At 72.7% G+C, this 17191-nt stretch carries 16 protein-coding genes, 1 tRNA gene and 1 pseudogene; 9 read left to right on the top strand and 9 right to left on the bottom strand.

Annotated elements, in window-relative coordinates; genetic code table 11:
• Positions 1-62 precede the first annotated feature (62 nt).
• The 3 genes from ACIA77_RS07075 to ACIA77_RS07085 form a co-directional block, all read right to left on the bottom strand.
• A complete protein-coding gene (locus ACIA77_RS07075; RefSeq protein WP_395884867.1) occupies positions 63-1784 on the bottom strand; it encodes a SelB C-terminal domain-containing protein in 1722 nt (573 codons plus the stop codon).
• Positions 1775-3064: an L-seryl-tRNA(Sec) selenium transferase gene (gene selA, locus ACIA77_RS07080; protein ID WP_395884868.1), complete on the bottom strand. Its 1290-nt coding sequence runs from the start codon at positions 3062-3064 to the stop codon at positions 1775-1777. The genes ACIA77_RS07075 and selA overlap by 10 nt, the downstream gene beginning before the upstream one ends.
• A 12-nt stretch (positions 3065-3076) precedes the next feature.
• Positions 3077-3171 (bottom strand) — tRNA-Sec (locus ACIA77_RS07085).
• 54 nt (positions 3172-3225) lie between these two features.
• On the opposite strand from ACIA77_RS07085, the gene selD reads away from it, so the two are divergent.
• The 6 genes from selD (at position 3226) to ACIA77_RS07115 (ending at position 8427) form a co-directional block, all read left to right on the top strand.
• Complete coding sequence (gene selD, locus ACIA77_RS07090) at positions 3226-4227, top strand: selenide, water dikinase SelD (protein ID WP_395884869.1); 1002 nt, start codon at positions 3226-3228, stop codon at positions 4225-4227.
• 135 nt (positions 4228-4362) lie between these two features.
• Positions 4363-4572 carry a DUF2795 domain-containing protein gene (locus ACIA77_RS07095; protein ID WP_395884870.1) on the top strand — a complete coding sequence of 70 codons (210 nt, stop codon included), beginning with the start codon at positions 4363-4365 and terminating at the stop codon, positions 4570-4572.
• A gap of 59 nt (positions 4573-4631) precedes the next feature.
• Positions 4632-5045, top strand: a complete 414-nt coding sequence (locus ACIA77_RS07100) for a phage holin family protein (RefSeq protein ID WP_395884871.1) — start codon at positions 4632-4634, stop codon at positions 5043-5045.
• Positions 5042-5356 carry a DUF3618 domain-containing protein gene (locus tag ACIA77_RS07105; protein WP_395884872.1) on the top strand — a complete coding sequence of 105 codons (315 nt, stop codon included), beginning with the start codon at positions 5042-5044 and terminating at the stop codon, positions 5354-5356. The genes ACIA77_RS07100 and ACIA77_RS07105 overlap by 4 nt, the downstream gene beginning before the upstream one ends.
• A 173-nt stretch (positions 5357-5529) precedes the next feature.
• Positions 5530-7320 carry a thiamine pyrophosphate-requiring protein gene (locus ACIA77_RS07110; RefSeq protein ID WP_395884873.1) on the top strand — a complete coding sequence of 597 codons (1791 nt, stop codon included), beginning with the start codon at positions 5530-5532 and terminating at the stop codon, positions 7318-7320.
• 12 nt (positions 7321-7332) lie between these two features.
• Positions 7333-8427, top strand: coding sequence for a Vms1/Ankzf1 family peptidyl-tRNA hydrolase (locus tag ACIA77_RS07115; RefSeq protein ID WP_395884874.1), 1095 nt, complete (start codon positions 7333-7335; stop codon positions 8425-8427).
• A gap of 107 nt (positions 8428-8534) precedes the next feature.
• On the opposite strand, the gene ACIA77_RS07120 is transcribed toward ACIA77_RS07115, so the two are convergent.
• The gene (locus ACIA77_RS07120; RefSeq protein WP_395884875.1) at positions 8535-9656 is read right to left on the bottom strand and encodes an NADP-dependent malic enzyme; all 1122 of its coding nucleotides are present in this window, start codon (positions 9654-9656) and stop codon (positions 8535-8537) included.
• A 94-nt stretch (positions 9657-9750) separates the two neighbouring features.
• On the opposite strand from ACIA77_RS07120, the gene ACIA77_RS07125 reads away from it, so the two are divergent.
• Entirely contained in the window at positions 9751-10335 is a 585-nt protein-coding gene (locus tag ACIA77_RS07125; RefSeq protein WP_395884876.1) for a hypothetical protein, read from the top strand.
• A 3-nt stretch (positions 10336-10338) separates the two neighbouring features.
• Here the strand turns inward: ACIA77_RS07125 and ACIA77_RS07130 are convergent.
• The 5 genes and pseudogenes from ACIA77_RS07130 to ACIA77_RS07150 all read right to left on the bottom strand — a co-directional run bounded on the left by ACIA77_RS07130 (position 10339) and on the right by ACIA77_RS07150 (position 15006).
• Positions 10339-11323 (bottom strand): annotated as a pseudogene (locus tag ACIA77_RS07130) (IS481 family transposase).
• 55 nt (positions 11324-11378) lie between these two features.
• A complete protein-coding gene (locus tag ACIA77_RS07135; protein ID WP_395884877.1) occupies positions 11379-12344 on the bottom strand; it encodes a TIGR03557 family F420-dependent LLM class oxidoreductase in 966 nt (321 codons plus the stop codon).
• 90 nt (positions 12345-12434) lie between these two features.
• Positions 12435-13322, bottom strand: coding sequence for an alpha/beta fold hydrolase (locus tag ACIA77_RS07140; protein ID WP_395884878.1), 888 nt, complete (start codon positions 13320-13322; stop codon positions 12435-12437).
• A 35-nt stretch (positions 13323-13357) separates the two neighbouring features.
• On the bottom strand, positions 13358-14104 hold the full coding sequence (locus ACIA77_RS07145; protein WP_395884879.1) for an SDR family oxidoreductase: 747 nt from the start codon (positions 14102-14104) through the stop codon (positions 13358-13360).
• A gap of 56 nt (positions 14105-14160) precedes the next feature.
• Positions 14161-15006 (bottom strand): alpha/beta fold hydrolase, encoded by an 846-nt coding sequence (locus ACIA77_RS07150; RefSeq protein WP_395884880.1) that lies wholly within the window; start codon positions 15004-15006, stop codon positions 14161-14163.
• 222 nt (positions 15007-15228) lie between these two features.
• On the opposite strand from ACIA77_RS07150, the gene ACIA77_RS07155 reads away from it, so the two are divergent.
• Complete coding sequence (locus ACIA77_RS07155; RefSeq protein WP_395884881.1) at positions 15229-16332, top strand: calcium:proton antiporter; 1104 nt, start codon at positions 15229-15231, stop codon at positions 16330-16332.
• 67 nt (positions 16333-16399) lie between these two features.
• Positions 16400-16987 carry a TIGR03086 family metal-binding protein gene (locus ACIA77_RS07160; protein WP_395884882.1) on the top strand — a complete coding sequence of 196 codons (588 nt, stop codon included), beginning with the start codon at positions 16400-16402 and terminating at the stop codon, positions 16985-16987.
• The last annotated feature ends 204 nt before the right edge of the window (positions 16988-17191 follow it).

The raw sequence follows: 17191 nt of genomic DNA on the forward strand, positions 1-17191 counted from the left end.
CCGGTGGACCCCTCCGCGCGCGGCTACCCACCGCGGCGACCGGTCAACCACTTTCGGGTTCGTCAGCGCAGCCGTCGGGTTCCGTCACCCAGGGGCTCGGTGACGCCGGCCGCGTCGAGGTGTTCCAGCAGCGGCACCATCACCCGGCGGGTGGAATCCAGCGCGCGGCGGGCGGCGGAGACGGTGAAGGGCAGCTCGAGGCCGGCGAGCGCTTCCGCGGCGCGGGATTCGGTGCCGGGAGCGAGGTAGACGCCGTCGGCGATCGGGGTGAGCCGGCCGTGGCGCACGGCGGCGGCGAGTTCGCGGCGGCCCAGCCCCAGTTCGCGCAGGTGGTCGGTTTCCGGCGCGCGGAAGGGGTGTGCCGCGAAGTCCTTGTCGAGCAGGGCGAGCGCGGACGCGACGGCGGGGTCGAGACCCGTGCCGGGCAGGCGGACGAGTCCGGCGGACGTCTCCAGCCCGGCCACGAGCGGGGCCAGGAGGTCGGCGGACGGCAGGCCCAGCCGGTGGCGCAAGGCCTCTTCCGGGATGCCCGCGGCGACGGGGTGCGCGCGGGTCCAGGCGGCGACTTCGTCGCGGACCGTGGACCGCAGGCCGGCGAAGTGGTCGGGGTCGACCAGCCAGTCGCCGACGCGATCGCCGGCCGGGGGCAGGCCCATGGCGCGGAAGTCCGCGGCCCGCACGAAACCGTGGCGCCGCAGGTACGCCAGGGCCAGGTCGCCGGACAGTTCGGCACCGCGGGCGCGGGCGGCACCCCGCCGGCGGAGCTCCGGCGGGCGGACGTCGAGCACGTCGGCGCCGGCCGGGATGAGGTGGGCACCCGGGTCGCGCAGCAAGCCGCGGTCGCCGACGCGCAGGGGCAGCGGACTGCGCAAGGTCAGCCGCACGGTGTCCGTCCCGAGTGGACGGACCCGCACCGGCACCGCCGCCGTCCCGAAGTGCAGCACGAGTTCGCGGTGCAGGTCCGCCGAGGCGGCGCCGCGGAGGCGGACGTCGACCTCGGAGGTGGTGAGCCACGCGCCCGGGGTCAGCAGCGCGTGGCCGCGGCGGGCCTGTTCGCGGGCGACGCCACGGAGGTTCAGCGCGACCCGCGCGACGCCGCTGACGGTGGTGCGCTCCGCGCCGAGTGACTCGATGCCCCGGACGGTCACCGTCGTCCCGCCGAGGTCGAGGTCGTCACCGGCGGTGATGGTGCCCGCGGCGAGAGTCCCCGTGACGACCGTGCCGGCGCCGCGGATGGTGAAGACGCGGTCGAGCCACAGCCGGACGTCGGCGTCCGCGGGCGGTACCGGCAGCCCCGTGACGAGCTCTCCCACCGCGGCCCGCACGTCGCCCAGCCCTTCGCCGGTGGTCCCCGAACACGCGACGGCGGGCACCGTGCCCAGCGAAGTCGCCGCGAGCTCGTGCAGCGCCTGGGCCGTCGCCGGTCCCGGATCCGCCCGGTCCGCTTTGGTGACCACGAGCAGCCCGCGGTCCACGCCGAACGCGTGCAGCGCCGCCAGGTGCTCGGCCGACTGCGGTTTCCAGCCCTCGTCCGCGGCGACGACGAACACGACGGCCGGCACCGGACCGGCGCCGGCGAGCATGGTGGGCACGAACCGCTCGTGGCCGGGCACGTCGACGAACGCGACGTCCTCGGCGCCGATGCGGGTCCACCCGAAGCCGAGGTCGATCGTCAGGCCGCGGCGGCGTTCCTCCGCCCAGCGGTCCGGCTCCATCCCGGTGAGCCGCCGCACCAGGGTGGACTTGCCGTGGTCCACGTGGCCGGCCGTGGCGATCACCCGCACCGGCGCACCGCTTCCGCGAGTTTCGCGTCGTCGGCGGGCACCACGGTGCGCAGGTCCAGCAGGCACCGGTCCCGCCCGACGCGGCCCACGACCGGGGGCTGTCCGGCGCGCAGCGCCTCGGCGTAGCGCGCGGGCAGGGCGACCGCGACGCTCGGCAGTTCGACCCCGGGTGCGCCCCCGCCACCGACCGCCGCCGTCGAGTCGACCACCTCCGCGTCGATCCCGGCGGACCGCAGTGCGGCGGTGAGCTCCTCCGCGCGGCGGCGCAACTCCGGCAGCGCGGCGCGCAGGGCAGCCTGAACCGGCGGTCGGGGGCCTCGCACGGTCGCTTCCAGGGCCGCGAGCGTCAGCTTGTCCACGCGCACCGCGCGCGCCGCCGGGTGCCGGCGCAGCCGTTCCACCAGCGCGGCGTCCCCGAGCAGCAACCCGGCCTGCGGGCCGCCGAGGAGCTTGTCCCCGCTCGCCGTGACCAGGTCGGCGCCCTGGGCCAGCGCGGTGGCCGCGTCGGGTTCGCCCGGCAGCAGGGGCTCGGGCGCGAGCAGGCCGGAACCGATGTCGACGACCAGCGGCACGCCCAGCTCCGCCAGCTCGGCGACGGAGGCTTCCGCCGTGAAGCCGGTGACGCGGTAGTTCGAGGGGTGCACCTTGAGCACGAACCCGGTTTCCGGGCCGATCGCGGCGGCGTAGTCGGCGGCGTGGGTGCGGTTCGTCGTGCCGACTTCGCGCAGGCGCGCGCCCGTCGAGGCCAGCAGGTCGGGGATCCGGAAGCCGTCGCCGATCTCGACCAGTTCGCCGCGGCTGACCACGATCTCGCGGCCGGGCGCGAGCGCCAGCGCGCACAGCAGCAACGCGGCCGCGTTGTTGTTCACCACGTGCACACCGCCGGCCGACGGCACCGCGTCGGCCAGCGCGGCCAGCGCACCCCGGCCGCGGCGGGCGCGGCGGCCGGTCTCGAGGTCGAACTCGACGTCGGTGAACCCCGCCGCGGCGGTCACCGCCTCGACCGCCGCGGCCGACAGCGGCGCCCGGCCGAGGTTGGTGTGCACGACGACGCCGGTGGCGTTCAGGACCGGCCGCAGCGAAGACGCCTGCCCCGGCAGGTGCGCGAGCACGTCGTCGACGACGTCGGCCGGCGCGAGCCGACCCTCGCGCGCTCGCTGCTGCGCGGCGGTGACGACGGACTTCACGAGGCCGCGCCCGAGCGTCTCGGCGGCCTTGGCGATGCGGGGGTCGGCGAGCAGCGCGTCGGTGCGGGGAACGGCCCGGCGCGGATCAGTCACCGGAGGAGCTCCTGGCGGAGGCGGACGGGAATCGAACCCGCCGGCGACAGCGTCTGCCACCCGGCGGTTTTGAAGACCGCGCCGGCCACCAGGCCGGAGACGCCTCCCTGGAGCATGCCGTCATCCTGCCAAGGTCGCGGCCCGCGCGCAGCCCGGGCACGATGGGGCGGGTGGAGCACCGGCTGACCCAGTACGCGCACGGCGGCGGCTGTGCGTGCAAGATCCCGCCCGGCGAACTGGAAGACGTCGTGCGCGGCCTCACGGGCAAATCCCCGGATAACCCGGCCGGAGAGCTGCTCGTCGGCCTCGACGACGGGGACGACGCGGCGGCCGTCCGCCTCTCCGGCGGCACCGCGCTCATCGCGACGACCGACTTCTTCACGCCCGTCGTCGACGACCCGTACGACTGGGGCCGCATCGCCGCCGCCAACGCCCTGTCCGACGTGTACGCCATGGGCGGCACGCCCGTCGTCGCGGTGAACCTGCTCGGCTGGCCGCGCGGCGTGCTGCCGTTCGAACTCGCCACGGAGGTCCTGCGAGGCGGCCTCGACGTCTGCGGCCCCGCGGGCTGCCACCTCGCGGGCGGGCACAGCGTCGACGACCCGGAACCCAAGTACGGCCTCGCCGTCACCGGCGTCGCGGACCCGGACCGTTTGCTGCGCAACGACGCCGGCCGCCCGGGCGTGCCGCTCACGCTGACCAAACCGCTCGGCACCGGTGTCCTCAACTCCCGCCACAAGGCCACCGGTGAACGCTTCGAGCACGCCATCGCCACCATGACGACCCTCAACGCGGACGCCTCCCGCGCGGCGCTGGCCGCGGGCGCGGTGTGCGCGACCGACGTGACGGGCTTCGGGTTGCTGGGGCACCTCCACAAGCTGGCCCGCGCGAGCCACGTCACCGCCCGCGTCGACCCGGCCACCGTCCCCTACCTCGACGGTGCCCGCGAAGCCCTCGCCGCCGGCCACGTCAGCGGCGGCACCCGGCGCAACCTCGACTGGGTCCGCCCGCACCTCGACGCCAACCGCATCGACGAAACCGAAGCCCTCCTCCTGGCCGACGCCCAGACGTCCGGCGGCCTGCTGGTGGCCGGCGAGGTGCCCGGGTATCCGGTGATCGGAGAGCTGCTGCCCGCGGGTGAGCACACCGTCGTGGTCGGCTGAGCGTCTGCCCGGCACGAACGACGCGCCGTCGCGGCAACTCACCAACCACCCGGCGCCCGCCACAGCACCGCCGGGCCTTCCGGTTATCCCGGCCCGGCCCGGGGGTACCCGGCGCGGACGACCAAGGAGGTGCGAATGTCCTTTCCGGACCACAAGACGCTCGCCGGCTACCTCGACGGCGCGCCGTACCCGTGCGGCCGCGAGGAGCTCCTCCGGCACGTCACCGCCTCCGGCGGTGGCGACGACGTCCTCGGCCCGCTCGGCGGACTGCCCGCCGACGCGCGCTACGACGACCTCGACGGCGTGTGGGCCGCGCTCGAAACGAACCGCGCGACGTCCGATTGAGCCGCGGGCACAACGGGAACCCGGGGCTCGAGGCGACCTTGCGACCTGGGAGGTGTGTGGTGATCGAGGAAGTGCCCGCGAAGCCGCCGGAGGAGCGGTCGTTCGGGGAACTGGTGTCCGACCTCACCGAGCAGATCAAACGGCTCGTGCGCGACGAGGTCCGCCTCGGCGTGTTCGAGGTGCGCGAGAAGAGCACACGGATGGGTGTCGGCGCGGGGCTGTTCGGCGCGGCCGGACTGGTGGCGCTGTTCGGTGGCGGTGCGCTCGTGGCCGCTGCGATCATGGCGCTCGCGCTGGTGCTGCCCGGCTGGGCGGCCGCGCTCGTCGTCGCCGGGGTGCTGTTCGTGGTGGCCGGGGTGACGGCTCTGGTCGGGCGCACGCAGCTCAAACGCGGGGCCCCACCGGTGCCGGAGGAAGCCATCGAGGGCGTCCGCGAGGACGTCGAGGTCGTGCGGCAGGAGGTGCGCTCGTGAACCGCGAGTTCCCGGAGACGCCGGAGGAAGTCCGCGTCGATCGCGACGCGACACGCGCCGAGCTGGCCCAGACGCTCGACACTCTCGAGCAGAAGCTCGACGTGCGCCCGAAGATCGCCCACGGCATCGACGCGCGGCTCGACCAGGCCGAGGCCAAGGTCGGCGGCGTGGTCGGCGAACCCGCGGCGGCGAAGTTCCGCCACGGAGCCGACACCGTGCGCGCCAACCCGGTGCCGGTGTTCGCCGGCGTGCTCGGGCTGATCATCGTACTGCGGCTCATCCTGCGCCGGCGCTCGCACGACGAAAGCTGAGCGGTCACGGCACCGCGTTCGCCACGAACGAGACTGCTGCCGCGGTGAGCGCGGGCGTGGTCGAGACCGGGCTGGTGTGCGCCACCGGGCACCGCGCGGATCTGTTGCGCGTAAGGCAAAATCCGGCGCCAGGACGATGTTTGCCGGCACGGGCACCGCGGTACCCGGGCCGCATGAGTCAAAGCGTTGCGGACTACGTGCTGGCCAGGCTGCGCGAATGGGACGTCGAACAGGTCTTCGGCTATCCCGGTGACGGGATCAACGGACTCGTCACCGCGTTCGGGGCCGCGGAGAACGAGCCGCGGTTCGTGCAGGCGCGGCACGAGGAGATGGCCGCGTTCGAGGCCGTCGGGTACGCGAAGTTCAGCGGGCGGGTCGGGGTGTGCGCGGCGACGTCCGGGCCCGGTGCGATCCACCTGCTCAACGGGCTCTACGACGCGAAGCTGGACCACGTGCCGGTGGTGGCGATCGTCGGGCAGACGGCGCGCAGCGCGATGGGCGGCAGCTACCAGCAGGAAGTGGACCTGCAAGCGCTGTTCAAGGACGTCGCGAGCGAATACCTCGTCGAGGTCAACGTGCCGGAGCAGCTGCCCAACGCCCTGGACCGCGCGATCCGCACCGCGCTCGCCCAGCGCGCCCCCACGGCCGTCATCATCCCGGCCGACGTGCAGGAACTGCCTTACGAGCCACCGGAACACGAGTTCAAGCACGTGCCCTCCAGCCCGCCAGGCCACCCGCACGCGAAGGTCGTCCCGCCCGACGAGGAACTGACGCGAGCCGCCGAAGTGCTCAACGCCGGCGAGAAGGTCGCGATCCTCGTCGGCCAGGGCGCGCGCAACGCCGTCACCGAGGTGCGCGAGGTCGCCGAGCTGACCGGCGCGGGCGTGGCGAAAGCGTTGCTGGGCAAGGACGTGCTGCCCGACGACCTGCCCTACGTCACCGGCGCCATCGGCTTGCTCGGCACGCGCCCGAGCTACGAGCTGATGCGCGATTGCGACACCCTGCTGATCGTCGGCTCCGGTTTCCCCTACAGCCAGTTCCTGCCGCCGTTCGGGCAGGCGCGCGCGGTGCAGATCGACCTGGACGCGCGGTTCCTCGGGCTGCGCTACCCCACCGAGGTCACGCTCCTGGGCGACGCGAAGAGCACCCTGGAGCAGCTCATCCCGTTGCTGGAGCGCAAAACCGGCCGCGCGTGGCGCGAGCGCGTCGAGAAGAACGTGACCGAGTGGACGGACACCGTCACCCGCCAGGCGATGCTCGAAGCGTCGCCGATCAACCCGATGCGCATCGTGCACGAGCTGTCCGAGCGCATCCCCGAGGACGCCATCGTCACCACCGATTCGGGGTCGACGGCCAACTGGTACGCGCGCAACCTCCGCATCCGCGGCCGGATCCGCGGCTCGCTGTCGGGCACGCTCGCGACGATGGGGCCCGCGGTGCCCTACGCGATCGGCGCGAAGTTCGCGCACCCCGACCGCCCGGTGGTCGCCCTCGTCGGTGACGGCGCCATGCAGATGAACGGCCTCGCGGAGCTGCTGACGATCGCCCGCTACCGCGAGCTGTGGCGCGACCAGCGGTGCGTGATCTGCGTGTTCCACAACGGCGACCTCAACCAGGTCACGTGGGAACTGCGCGCGATGGGCGGCGCGCCGAAGTTCGAGCCGTCGCAGTCGCTGCCCGAAGTGTCCTATGCGGACTTCGCACGCGGCATCGGGCTCGGCGGCGTGGCGGTCGAGGACCCCGCGCAGCTCGGTGACGCCTGGGCCGCGGCACTCGCCGCCGACGTGCCGACCGTGCTCGACGTGCGCTGCGATCCCGAAGTGCCGCCGATCCCGCCGCACGCGACCGTCGAACAGCTCAAGTCCATGACCGAATCGGTGCTCAAGGGCGATCCGAACGCCTGGCACCTGGTCGCCCAGGGCCTCAAGACGAAGGTCCAGGAGCTCCTGCCGTCGAGGAACTGAAAGGAGTCCCCTGTGGACACCCGTGCCCTGCGCCCCCTGACCGACACCACGGGGCCGTTCGTGTCCGTGCACTTCGACGACTCGCACGACACGGAGGACGCCGGCAAGCAGCTGCGCCTGCGGCTCAAGGAGATCGAGGCGGCGCTGTCGGAGCAGAACGCCGACCCCGAGACCGTCGACGTCGTCCTGCGCACCGCCGAGGCCGGTCCCCCGCCCGTCGGCCGCGCCGGCCGGAGCCTGATCGCGGCGAACGGGAAGATCGTCGCCGACCGCCGGCTCGCGGCGCCGCCCGCCGGCCAGGACGCCCGGTACTCGGACCTGCCCTACTTCCTGCCCGTGGTCACCCACACCGAAGACGTCCCCGACTACGTCCTGGTGCTCGTGGACCGCGTGGGTGCCGAGGTCGAGGTGCACCACGCGGACGGCACCACGCGGTCCGAAACCGTGCGGGGCCGCGACGACGACGTGCACAAGGTCCGCGGCGGCGGGCCGGCGCACCGGTCGATCCAGGCGCACAGCGACGAAACCGTGCGGCGCAACCTCGAAGACGTCGCCACGCACGTCGCGAAGACCGTCGAACGGACCGGCGCGGGGCTCGTCGTGCTCGCCGGTGAGGTCCAGGCCCGAGCCGAACTGCGGGAGCAGCTGCCGGAACCGGTGCGCTCGATCACCCAGGAGACCGAAACGGGCGGCCGCGCGGCCGGCTCGGACCGCGACGAGCTCGACGAACGCGTCCACGAACTGCTCACCGGCCGCCACCTCGTCGAGCTGGACGACCTGGCCGAGCGGTTCCGCGCGGAGGTCGGACGCGGGTCCGGCCTCGCGGTCAGCGGGCTCCAGGCTGTGACGGCGGCGCTGGCCGAGGCGAACGTCGCCACGTTGCTGGTCGGCGAGCCGGGCGACACCGAGGTGCTCACCGGGACCGAACCGACCCAGGTCGGCGTGGCCAAGCCCCGGCTCGCCGCGCTGGGCGCCGAGCACCCGGCCAAGCACCGCGCCGACGAAGCGCTGCCGTACGCGGCGGTGGCCGTCGGCGCCGACGTGGTGGTGATGGACGAGCGGATCGACCTCCCCGACGGGTTCGCCGCCCTGCTCCGCCACCCCTGAGAACCGGGCAGGCGGACACGCGGTGGGGTGCGTCCGCCCGCCCGGCCCGGCGAAGGGGGCGGCAGGAGTGCGGCCGCCCCCTTCGCCGGATTTCCGTCCGGCTGACGTCAGTCTTCCTTCGCGGCCCCCGCCACGGCTTCGGCGATCGCCTCGACCACCCCTTCGTCGAACACGCTCGGCACGATCCGCCGCGCGTCGAGTTCGGGTTCGGTGACGTCGGCCAGCGCCCGGGCCGCCGCCAGCAGCATGCGGGACGTCACGCGCGGCGCGCCGGAGTCGAGCAGCCCGCGGAACACGCCGGGGAACACGAGCACGTTGTTGATCTGGTTCGGGTGGTCGCTGCGCCCGGTGGCGACGATCTCCGCGTGCCGCCCGGCCACGCCGGGGTCGATCTCGGGGTCGGGGTTGGCCAGCGCGAACACGACGGCGCGGCCGGCCATGCCGGCCACGTCCTCTTCGCTGAGCAGGCCACCGGCACTCACCCCGACGAACACGTCGGCCCCGGCCACCGCGTCGCGCAGGCTGCCGCGGGCTTCGCCGCCGGCGTTGGTGTTCTCCGCGAGCCACCGCTTCTCCCCGACCAGGTCCCGCCCGGGGTGGAGCACGCCTTCGCTGTCGCAGACGACGAGGCGCCGGTAGCCGGCCTCGTGCAGCAAGCGCGCGGTGGCGCTGCCCGCCGCGCCCGCGCCCGAGATCACCACCGACGTGTCGCCGGGTTCGCGGTCCGTCAGCTTGAGCGCGTTGTGCAGGGCGGCCAGCACGACGACGGCGGTGCCGTGCTGGTCGTCGTGGAAGACCGGGATGTCGAGCTCGTCGTGCAGCCGCCGCTCCACGGTGAAGCAGCGCGGCGCGGCGATGTCCTCGAGGTTGATCGCGCCGAACGACGTCGCGAGGTCCTTCACGGTCCGCACCAGGTCGTCGGGGTCGCGGCTGACCGGGCAGATCGGCCACGCGTCGACGTCGGCGAAGCGCTTCAGCAGGGCGGCCTTGCCCTCCATCACGGGCAGCGCCGCCGCCGGGCCGCGGTCGCCGAGGCCCAGCAGCGCGGACCCGTCGGACACGATCGCGACCGAGTTGGCCTTCACCGTTTCGCGGGTGAGGGCCGACGGGTCCTCGGCCACGCGCTTCGCGACTTCCGCCACCCCGGGGGTGTACTGCTCCGCGAGGTCCTGCGGGCCTTCGAGCCGTACCCGGGCCGAGACCTCGATCTTTCCACGACTTCGGCTCATGACCGGCGGATACCCCAGGCCGCGACGCGGAAATCGCCGCGTTTTTCACGGCCGGCGACGGGTACCCGCCAGAACGGACAGGAAGGAGTGCCCCATGCCCGAGAACCCGACGGTGGACCCGGTTCGCGCCGAGGGCCCGGCGCTGGTCACCGGTGGCACGCCCGGCGCGCGGCGGCTCGTCGTGCTCGACCCCGCCGGCGAGGCCAAGCACGACGACCTCCCGCCCACCTGGCGTCCGCTCGCCGCCGACCACGAGATCTTCTGGTGCCGCCTGCCGGTCGAGAGCGGCGCCCGGGAGGCCGCGCTGGCGCTGGCCGCACCGGCGGACGCGCGGCACCTCGCCGACGTGGTCGCGAGTGGCCCGGACGCCGGCGAAGCCCTGCGCCTCGCGCACGAGCACCGCGACCACGTGCGCTCGGTGCTGCTGGTCGACCCGGCCGCCGAGGGCGTGGTCAGTCCGGGTGATGCGCTCGCGGCCGACGAAGGCTGGCTCGCCGCGCACGGCAACGAGATCGCGCGGCTGCGGGACGCCGGCATCGACGTCGAGCTGGTCGCGCACACCACCGACACCCCGGACGACCGCATCCCGGCCCCGCTGCCGCTCGGGCACCCGCGCGTGGCCGAGGGCGTGCGCACCGCGCTGGCGAAACTGCCCGCGGTGCACCGCCCCTCGCTGTAGCCGCTAGCTGTGCTGCTGTCGTTGGTGGTTGACAGGTTGGGCGTGGGGTTGGGTCTTCTGTAGCAGCCTCTCATACGGGGTCTGGCCGGCGAGGCCGCCGTGAGGGCGGTGGAAGTTGTAGTAGTCCTCCCATTCCTTGAGTTTCTCGTTGAAGGCACCGATGTCGCCGAGGAGGACGCCGTCGAGCGGGCGGTAGAACTCTTCGGCGTCGATGCGGTGGGAGCGTTCCACTTTGGCGTTCAACCGTGGCGTTGCGGGCCGGATGTAGACATGGCCGATGCCCTGGTCCAGGACGTGCCAGTGGAAAGCGGTCTGGAACTGGCGCACCGTTGTCGGTGTGGATCTTCTCGACCTGGAACGGCAGCCGGGACAGGACGTAGTCGAGGAACTGGATCGCGGTCTTCTGGTCCGAGCGCGGGTAGATCCGCAGGATGCGCAGGCGGGTGCAGTCGTCGATCGCGGTGTACTGGTGGAACTTCCGCCTGCGCTGGTCGGTGCTGGTGGTGATCGGCTCGACGAACGTGACGTCGATCTGCAGCTGGTGGCCCGGACGTTGTTTCTCGTAGCGCTTCCACCGCTTCTGGTGGCGCTGGTAGCGCTGCGAAGCGGGCAAGCGGTTCATGCCCAGGCGTTTGAGGATGCGGTAGATCGTCGAGGCAGCGATCTCGACGTCGTGGTAGCGACGCAGATACATCTCGATCTTCAGCGGGCCGAAGTGGTAGTGCTGCCGCAGATGGATAATCTTCTCAACCACCTCGGGGTGGGTGATGGTCGGGCAGTGCAACGGGGCGCTCGAGCGGTCCTTCAGCCCGTCCACGCCCTCATCCTCCCACCGGCGTTTCCACCGAGAGAAGATGGTGCGGCTGATCCCGAAGTACCGGCACGTCGCCGCCACATTCCCGCTGACCTCCTCGGCGTGACGAAGAACGGCCAGACGCCGGTTCGCGCGCCTGACCAGGTCCTTCTCACTCCACACTCGCTCAGCCATAGGCCTCCCTAGATCAGGAGCCCAAGACTGTCAACAACCTCAGTCAGTCTTAGAGCTAACCCGCGCGCAGTGCCGGCAACAGTTCCCGCTCCGCGAACTCGAAGAAGCCGTCCTGGTGCTCGCCGCCGATCTGGACGAGCGCCAGGTCCGTGAAGCCCGAATCGGCGAACTGCCGCACGGCCTCCCGGATGGGCTCCACGTCGGGACCGCACGGAATGCTCCCGGCGACGTCCTCCTCGCGCACGAACTGCGTGGCGCCCGCGAACCCGGCCGGGCCGGGCAGCTCGGAGTTGACCTTCCAGCCGCCGGCGAACCAGCGGAACTGGCTGTGCGCGCGGCGGATCGCCGCACCGCGGTCGGGGTCCCAGGCCACCGGCAGCTGAGCGATCTTGCGCATCGGCGGGCCGAGGCGCGTCGCGTCCCACTCGCCGCACAGGCCCGGATCGGGTTCGACGGCGATCATCGCGTCGGCCTGCGGGGCGAAGCGGTGCACGGACTGCTTCCCCGACACCGCGACGCCGATCGGCACGCGGCGCGGCGAGAGGTCCCACAACCGGGCCGAGTCGACGCGGAAGTGCTTGCCCTCGTAGCTGAACGAACCACCGTCGAACAGGCCGCCGATGATCTGCAGGGCTTCGGCGAGCATGTCGTGGCGCACGTTGACCGGCGGCCAGCCCTGTCCGGTCACGTGCTCGTTGAGGTTCTCCCCCGCGCCGAGGCCGAGGGTGAACCGGTCGTCGGACAGGAGCTGGACGGTCGCGGCCTTCTGCGCCACCACGGCCGGGTGGTAGCGCATGATCGGGCAGGTCACGAACGTCATCAGGTCGACCCGCTCGGTCACCTGCGCCACCGCGCCGAGCACGCTCCACGCGTACGGCGCGTGCCCCTGCTCGGCGAGCCATGGCGAGAAGTGGTCGCTGCAGACCTCGAAGTCGAACCCGGCCCGCTCGGCCGAGGCGGCGTGGCCGACCAGGTCCTTCGGCCCGGCCTGTTCGGTCATCAACGTGTAGCCGATGCGCATGCGCGCTCCCCTGGGGTCGCGGGTCGGTGAACCCGGGGCTCACCCTTTCCCCGCCGGGGTAACCCGCGACCCCAGTGCCGGAAACACGCCTCAGGACAGGCCGTGCTCGAGCCAGGAGCGGATCTCGCGGTTGACCTTCGCCGGCGCGTCCTGGTGGACCCAATGACCCGCGCCAGGCACGGAAACGAACCGGTACGACTGCGCGAACCAGTCCCACAGCCCGGCGAGGTGCTTGAGCGAGAAGTACGGGTCCGCCAGGCCCCACACGATCAGCGCCGGCACGCGGTAGACGAACGCGGATACGTCTTCCGGCACCGGCCGGCCGTACGGCGGGGCCGGGTAGCCCATCTTGTAGTAGCTGAGCATGCCGTGCATCGGCGACGCCGCCAGGTACGCGGCGATCCGCGACCGCCACCACGGATCCCGGATGTGGCGCACGACGTGGTCGATGTTCTTGTCGTCGCCTTCTTCGTAGGCCAGGTACGGAATCGTGTACTCCGACAGCCGCTGCTGCTCCGCGTCGCTGTGCACCAGCTGCAGGAACGGCTGCAGCACCGGCGAGTTCAGGATCACCAGGCCGGTCACGCGCTCGGCGTGCGTGAGCGCGAAGGCCTGCAGCACGACGCCGCCCCAGTCGTGCCCGGCCAGCACGGCCCGCTCGACCCCGAGGTGGTCCAGCACGGCCCCGACGTCGGACACGAGCTCCGGGATCGGGTAGCGCTCGGGCGAGGCCGGCACGGAGCTGGGCGGGAACCCGCGCAGGGTCGGCGTGATCACGCGGTGGTCGCGCGCGAACTCGGCGATCTGGTGCAGGTAGCTCAGCTCGGTGTCGGGGAACCCGTGCTGGAACACGATCGCGGGCCCGGAGCCGTAGGTGCGGTAGTGGATCCGCACGTCGCCGTTTTCGGCGTAGCCCTCTTCGGTCTGCAGCGCGGCCACCTGGTCGAGCAGGTCGGCCGCGGACGGTGCGATGGTCACCGTGCCACTCCTTTGTGGACGTCAGCGGAAACGGTTCAGGAGAAGATCATGCCGCCGTCGGCGATCACGGTCTGGCCCGTCAGGTAGCCGGCGGCCGGCGAGGCGAAGAACGACACGAGGTCGGCGACGTCCTCGGGTTCCTGGGCCCGGCCGAGGGGGATGGTGTCGACGAGCGCCTGGAACACCTCCGGCACCTCCCTCCACAGTGGAGTGTTGACGATGCCGGGCGCGTACGAGTTGACCGTGATGCCGTGCGGCGCGAACTCCTGCGCCGCGGCCTGCGTGAGGCCGCGCACGGCCCATTTGCTCGCGGAGTACGCCGGGAGCGCGGCGGCCGCCCGGTGGGCGGCCTGCGACGCGGCGCCGATCAGCTTGCCGCCCCCGCCCTGAGCGAGGTACTGGCGCGCGGCCGCCTGCCACGTGAGGAACACCCCACGCGTGTTCACCGCGAACGTCAGGTCCCACGACTCCGGCGTGGTGTCCAGGATGGACTCGAGCTTCGCGACGCCCGCGTTGGCGACCGTGACGTCGAGGCGGCCCAGCTCGGCGACCGCCGTCTCCACGACCCGCGCGACCTGGGCGGCGTCGGAGACGTCGGCGAACGCGACAGCCGCGCGGCGGCCCCGCGCTTCGACCTCCTTGCGGACGCGGGTAAGCGCTTCCTCGGCGTGCGGGAGGTCGCTCACGGCGACGTCGAACCCGTCGCTCGCGAGCCGCAGTGCGATCGCGCGGCCGATGCCCTGCGCGGCACCGGTCACCAGGGCGACCCGGGGTGAGGTCATGTCAGGACTCCTTCGTCTGTCGGGGATTGTCTTTCCGGGATTGGTGGGGGCGGAGTTCAGCCGAGGAAGTCGAGTACCACGCGGGCGAACTCGTCCGGGTGCTGGAAGAGAAAGGCGTGCCCGGCGTCGCTGTTGAACACGGTGGTCGCGTCGGTCAGTCGCTGCGCCATGGCGAACGAGTTCACCGACGGCACCATCACGTCGTGCGCGCCGTTGGCCACGAGCACCGGGATTTCGAGCTCCCGCAGCCGTGGCCACGCGGCGCCTTCACCACTGCCCCAGCGCAGGATCGCCCGGAGCTGGTTGCCCCACGCCTCGGCCGAGACGTCGGCCTTCGACTCGTTCAGCCGCGGTTCGAGCCGGGCGAGCGACTCGCGGCCGACCTGCTGCGCGGCTTCGCCCAGGCCGAAGAAGAGGTAGAGGAACTCGTCGTCGGTGTTGGTCTCGGCCGTCATCATCGCGGGCACGCGCGGGTCGAGATCCGGCACACCGGGCACACCACCGCCAGGGCCGCTGCCGGTCACGGCGAGGCGGCGCACCAGCCCGGGGTGTTCGAGCGCCACGAGCTGCGCGACGAACCCGCCCATCGACCAGCCGAACAGGTCGGCCTCGGTGAACCCGAGCGCCTCGAGGAAGTCGGCGGCGGCCGCGGCCATGCCCTCGATCGTGTCCGGCACCGTGCCCGAGCTCTCGTTGACGCCGGCGCTGTCGAAGAGCACCACCCGGCGCCGGGCGGCCAGCGGCTCGAGGAACGCCGGGTCCCAGTGGTCGAGCGTGCCGCGGAAGCGCTGCAGCAGCACGAGTGGCGGACTCGCCGTCCGCTGCCCGAAATCGCGGTACGCGTAGGTGGCGAGCTTCCCCTCCACGCGCAGGGTGGGGGCGCTGTCGGACACGTAGGCCATCGGTTCTCCCAGTGGATTTGTTTTTCCAACTCGCTGCGTTGAACAGAGTGGCTCACCAGGTGTCAAGAAGCGGTTTTTTAACAGGACTCAGCAGGTGAAAGGCCTTGCGATCCGGGATCGACGGCCGATACGGTGCCTGGTTCGGGAGCCCGTCCGCGCGGTCGGCGACCCCCGGCACGCGTTCCGGAAGCGGTCAACCGGCGGATCTGCGAAGCTCGCTCCATGGCTGTCCCGACGCGTTCGCCCTGGTTGCGCTGGACCACGATCGCCCCGGTGGTGGCGGTGGTGACGCTCGTGATCACGTGGGGCCTCGTGCTCGGGACGGTGCCGGTGATCGTCGTGGCCGTCGTGCTCGCGGCGGCCGTGCTCGCCGCGGTGCACCACGCGGAGGTGGTGGCGCACCGGGTCGGCGAGCCGTTCGGTTCGCTGGTGCTCGCGGTCGCCGTGACGGTGATCGAGGTGGCCCTCATCGTCACGCTCATGGTGTCGGGCGGGGCGAAAACGGCGTCGCTCGCGCGGGACACGGTGTTCGCCGCCGTGATGATCACGGCCAACGGCATCTTCGGCCTGTCGCTGCTGCTGGGCACGCTGCGGCGCAAGACGGCGGTGTTCAACGCCGAAGGCACGGGCTCGGCCCTCGCGACCGTCGGGACACTCGCCACGCTCAGCCTCGTGCTGCCGACGTTCACGACGTCGCGCCGCGGCCCGGAGTTCTCCCCGGCGCAGCTGGGGTTCGCGGCCATCGCGTCGCTGATCCTGTACGGGGTCTTCGTGGTCACGCAGACCGTGCGCCACCGCGACTTCTTCCTGCCGGTCGGCGAAGACGGCAGGGTGCTCGACGACGCCGACGAGCACTCGGGCCGCCCGAGCGGCCGCGAAACCGCGCTCAGCCTCGTCCTGCTGCTGGTGGCGTTGGTCGCCGTGGTCGGGCTCGCGAAGGTCGAGTCACCGGCGATCGAGGCCGGGGTCGCCGCGCTCGGGTTCCCGCAGTCGTTCGTCGGCGTGGTGATCGCGCTGCTCGTGCTGCTGCCCGAAACGATCGCCGCCGCCAACGCCGCGCGCCGCGACCGGGTGCAGGTGAGCCTCAACCTCGCGCTGGGCTCCGCGATGGCCAGCATCGGGCTGACGATCCCGGCGATCGCCCTCGCGTCGATCTGGCTCAGCGGCCCGCTCGTGCTGGGCCTGGACCCGACGCAGATCGTGCTGCTCGTGATCACCGTCGTGATCGGCGGCTTCACGATCGTCCCGGGGCGCGCGACGCGCCTGCAGGCCTGCGTGCACTTGGTGCTGCTGGCGGCGTTCGTGTTCCTCGCCGCCTCGCCGTGAGGTGGTGTCGAGCCGGGCCGGGCCCGTTCGTCCTCGGGGTGACAACCCCGCCTCGAAAGGACGGACGATGGACACCATGCAGCTCTACCGCCAGGCCCAGGACGACTTCGACGCCGTGCTCGCCGCAGTGCCGGCCGACCGCTGGACCGCACGCTCGGCGTGCACCGAGTGGACGGTGCGCGACGTCGCGGGCCACGCGGTGTGGGGCCAGCGCCAGCTGCGCGCCTGGGCGCTCGGCGAGGACTACGCCGAACACTCCGGCGCGCCCGGCTCGCCGCACCCCGCGCCGCTGGCCGGCGACGACCCGCTGACGACGTGGCGCGAGGCGCGCGAGACGGCCCTCGCCGCGCTGACGCCGGAGGCGCTGGCCCGCACCACCACGTTGCCCGGCCTGGGCGAGGTCCCGATCGCGGGCATCGTGAGCCTGCTGACCACCGACCTCGTCGCGCACGCCTGGGACATCGGCCACGCGCTCGGCGCCGACGTGCGGCTGCACCCGGACACGATCGCGGCGGCCTTCGACTGGGCCCGCGCCCACGCCGTCCGGCGGCCCGGGTTCTTCGGCCCGGAGCTCACCCCGCCCGCCGGCGCCGGCGAGCAGACCCGCCTGCTGGCGTTCCTCGGCCGGGCGGCCTGGCAGCCGGTGGCCGCCTGACCGGGAGCGGGGTACGTCCGAAGTGGACAGAGTGGACGCAGTCGACGCTGTGGCCACAGCGGACGCACCCCGCCAGGGCGTGTCTGACAAGAGTTGTGGTTGGTTGCTGAGATTTGTGTGGGTGTGTCGTGGTTTCAGCTGTTGTCGGATGGGCAGTGGGCGTTGATCGAGGACTTGTTGCCGGTCCGGACCGGCAAGCGTGGT

The organism is Amycolatopsis sp. NPDC051903, assembly GCF_044452505.1.
Taxonomy (GTDB): domain Bacteria; phylum Actinomycetota; class Actinomycetes; order Mycobacteriales; family Pseudonocardiaceae; genus Amycolatopsis.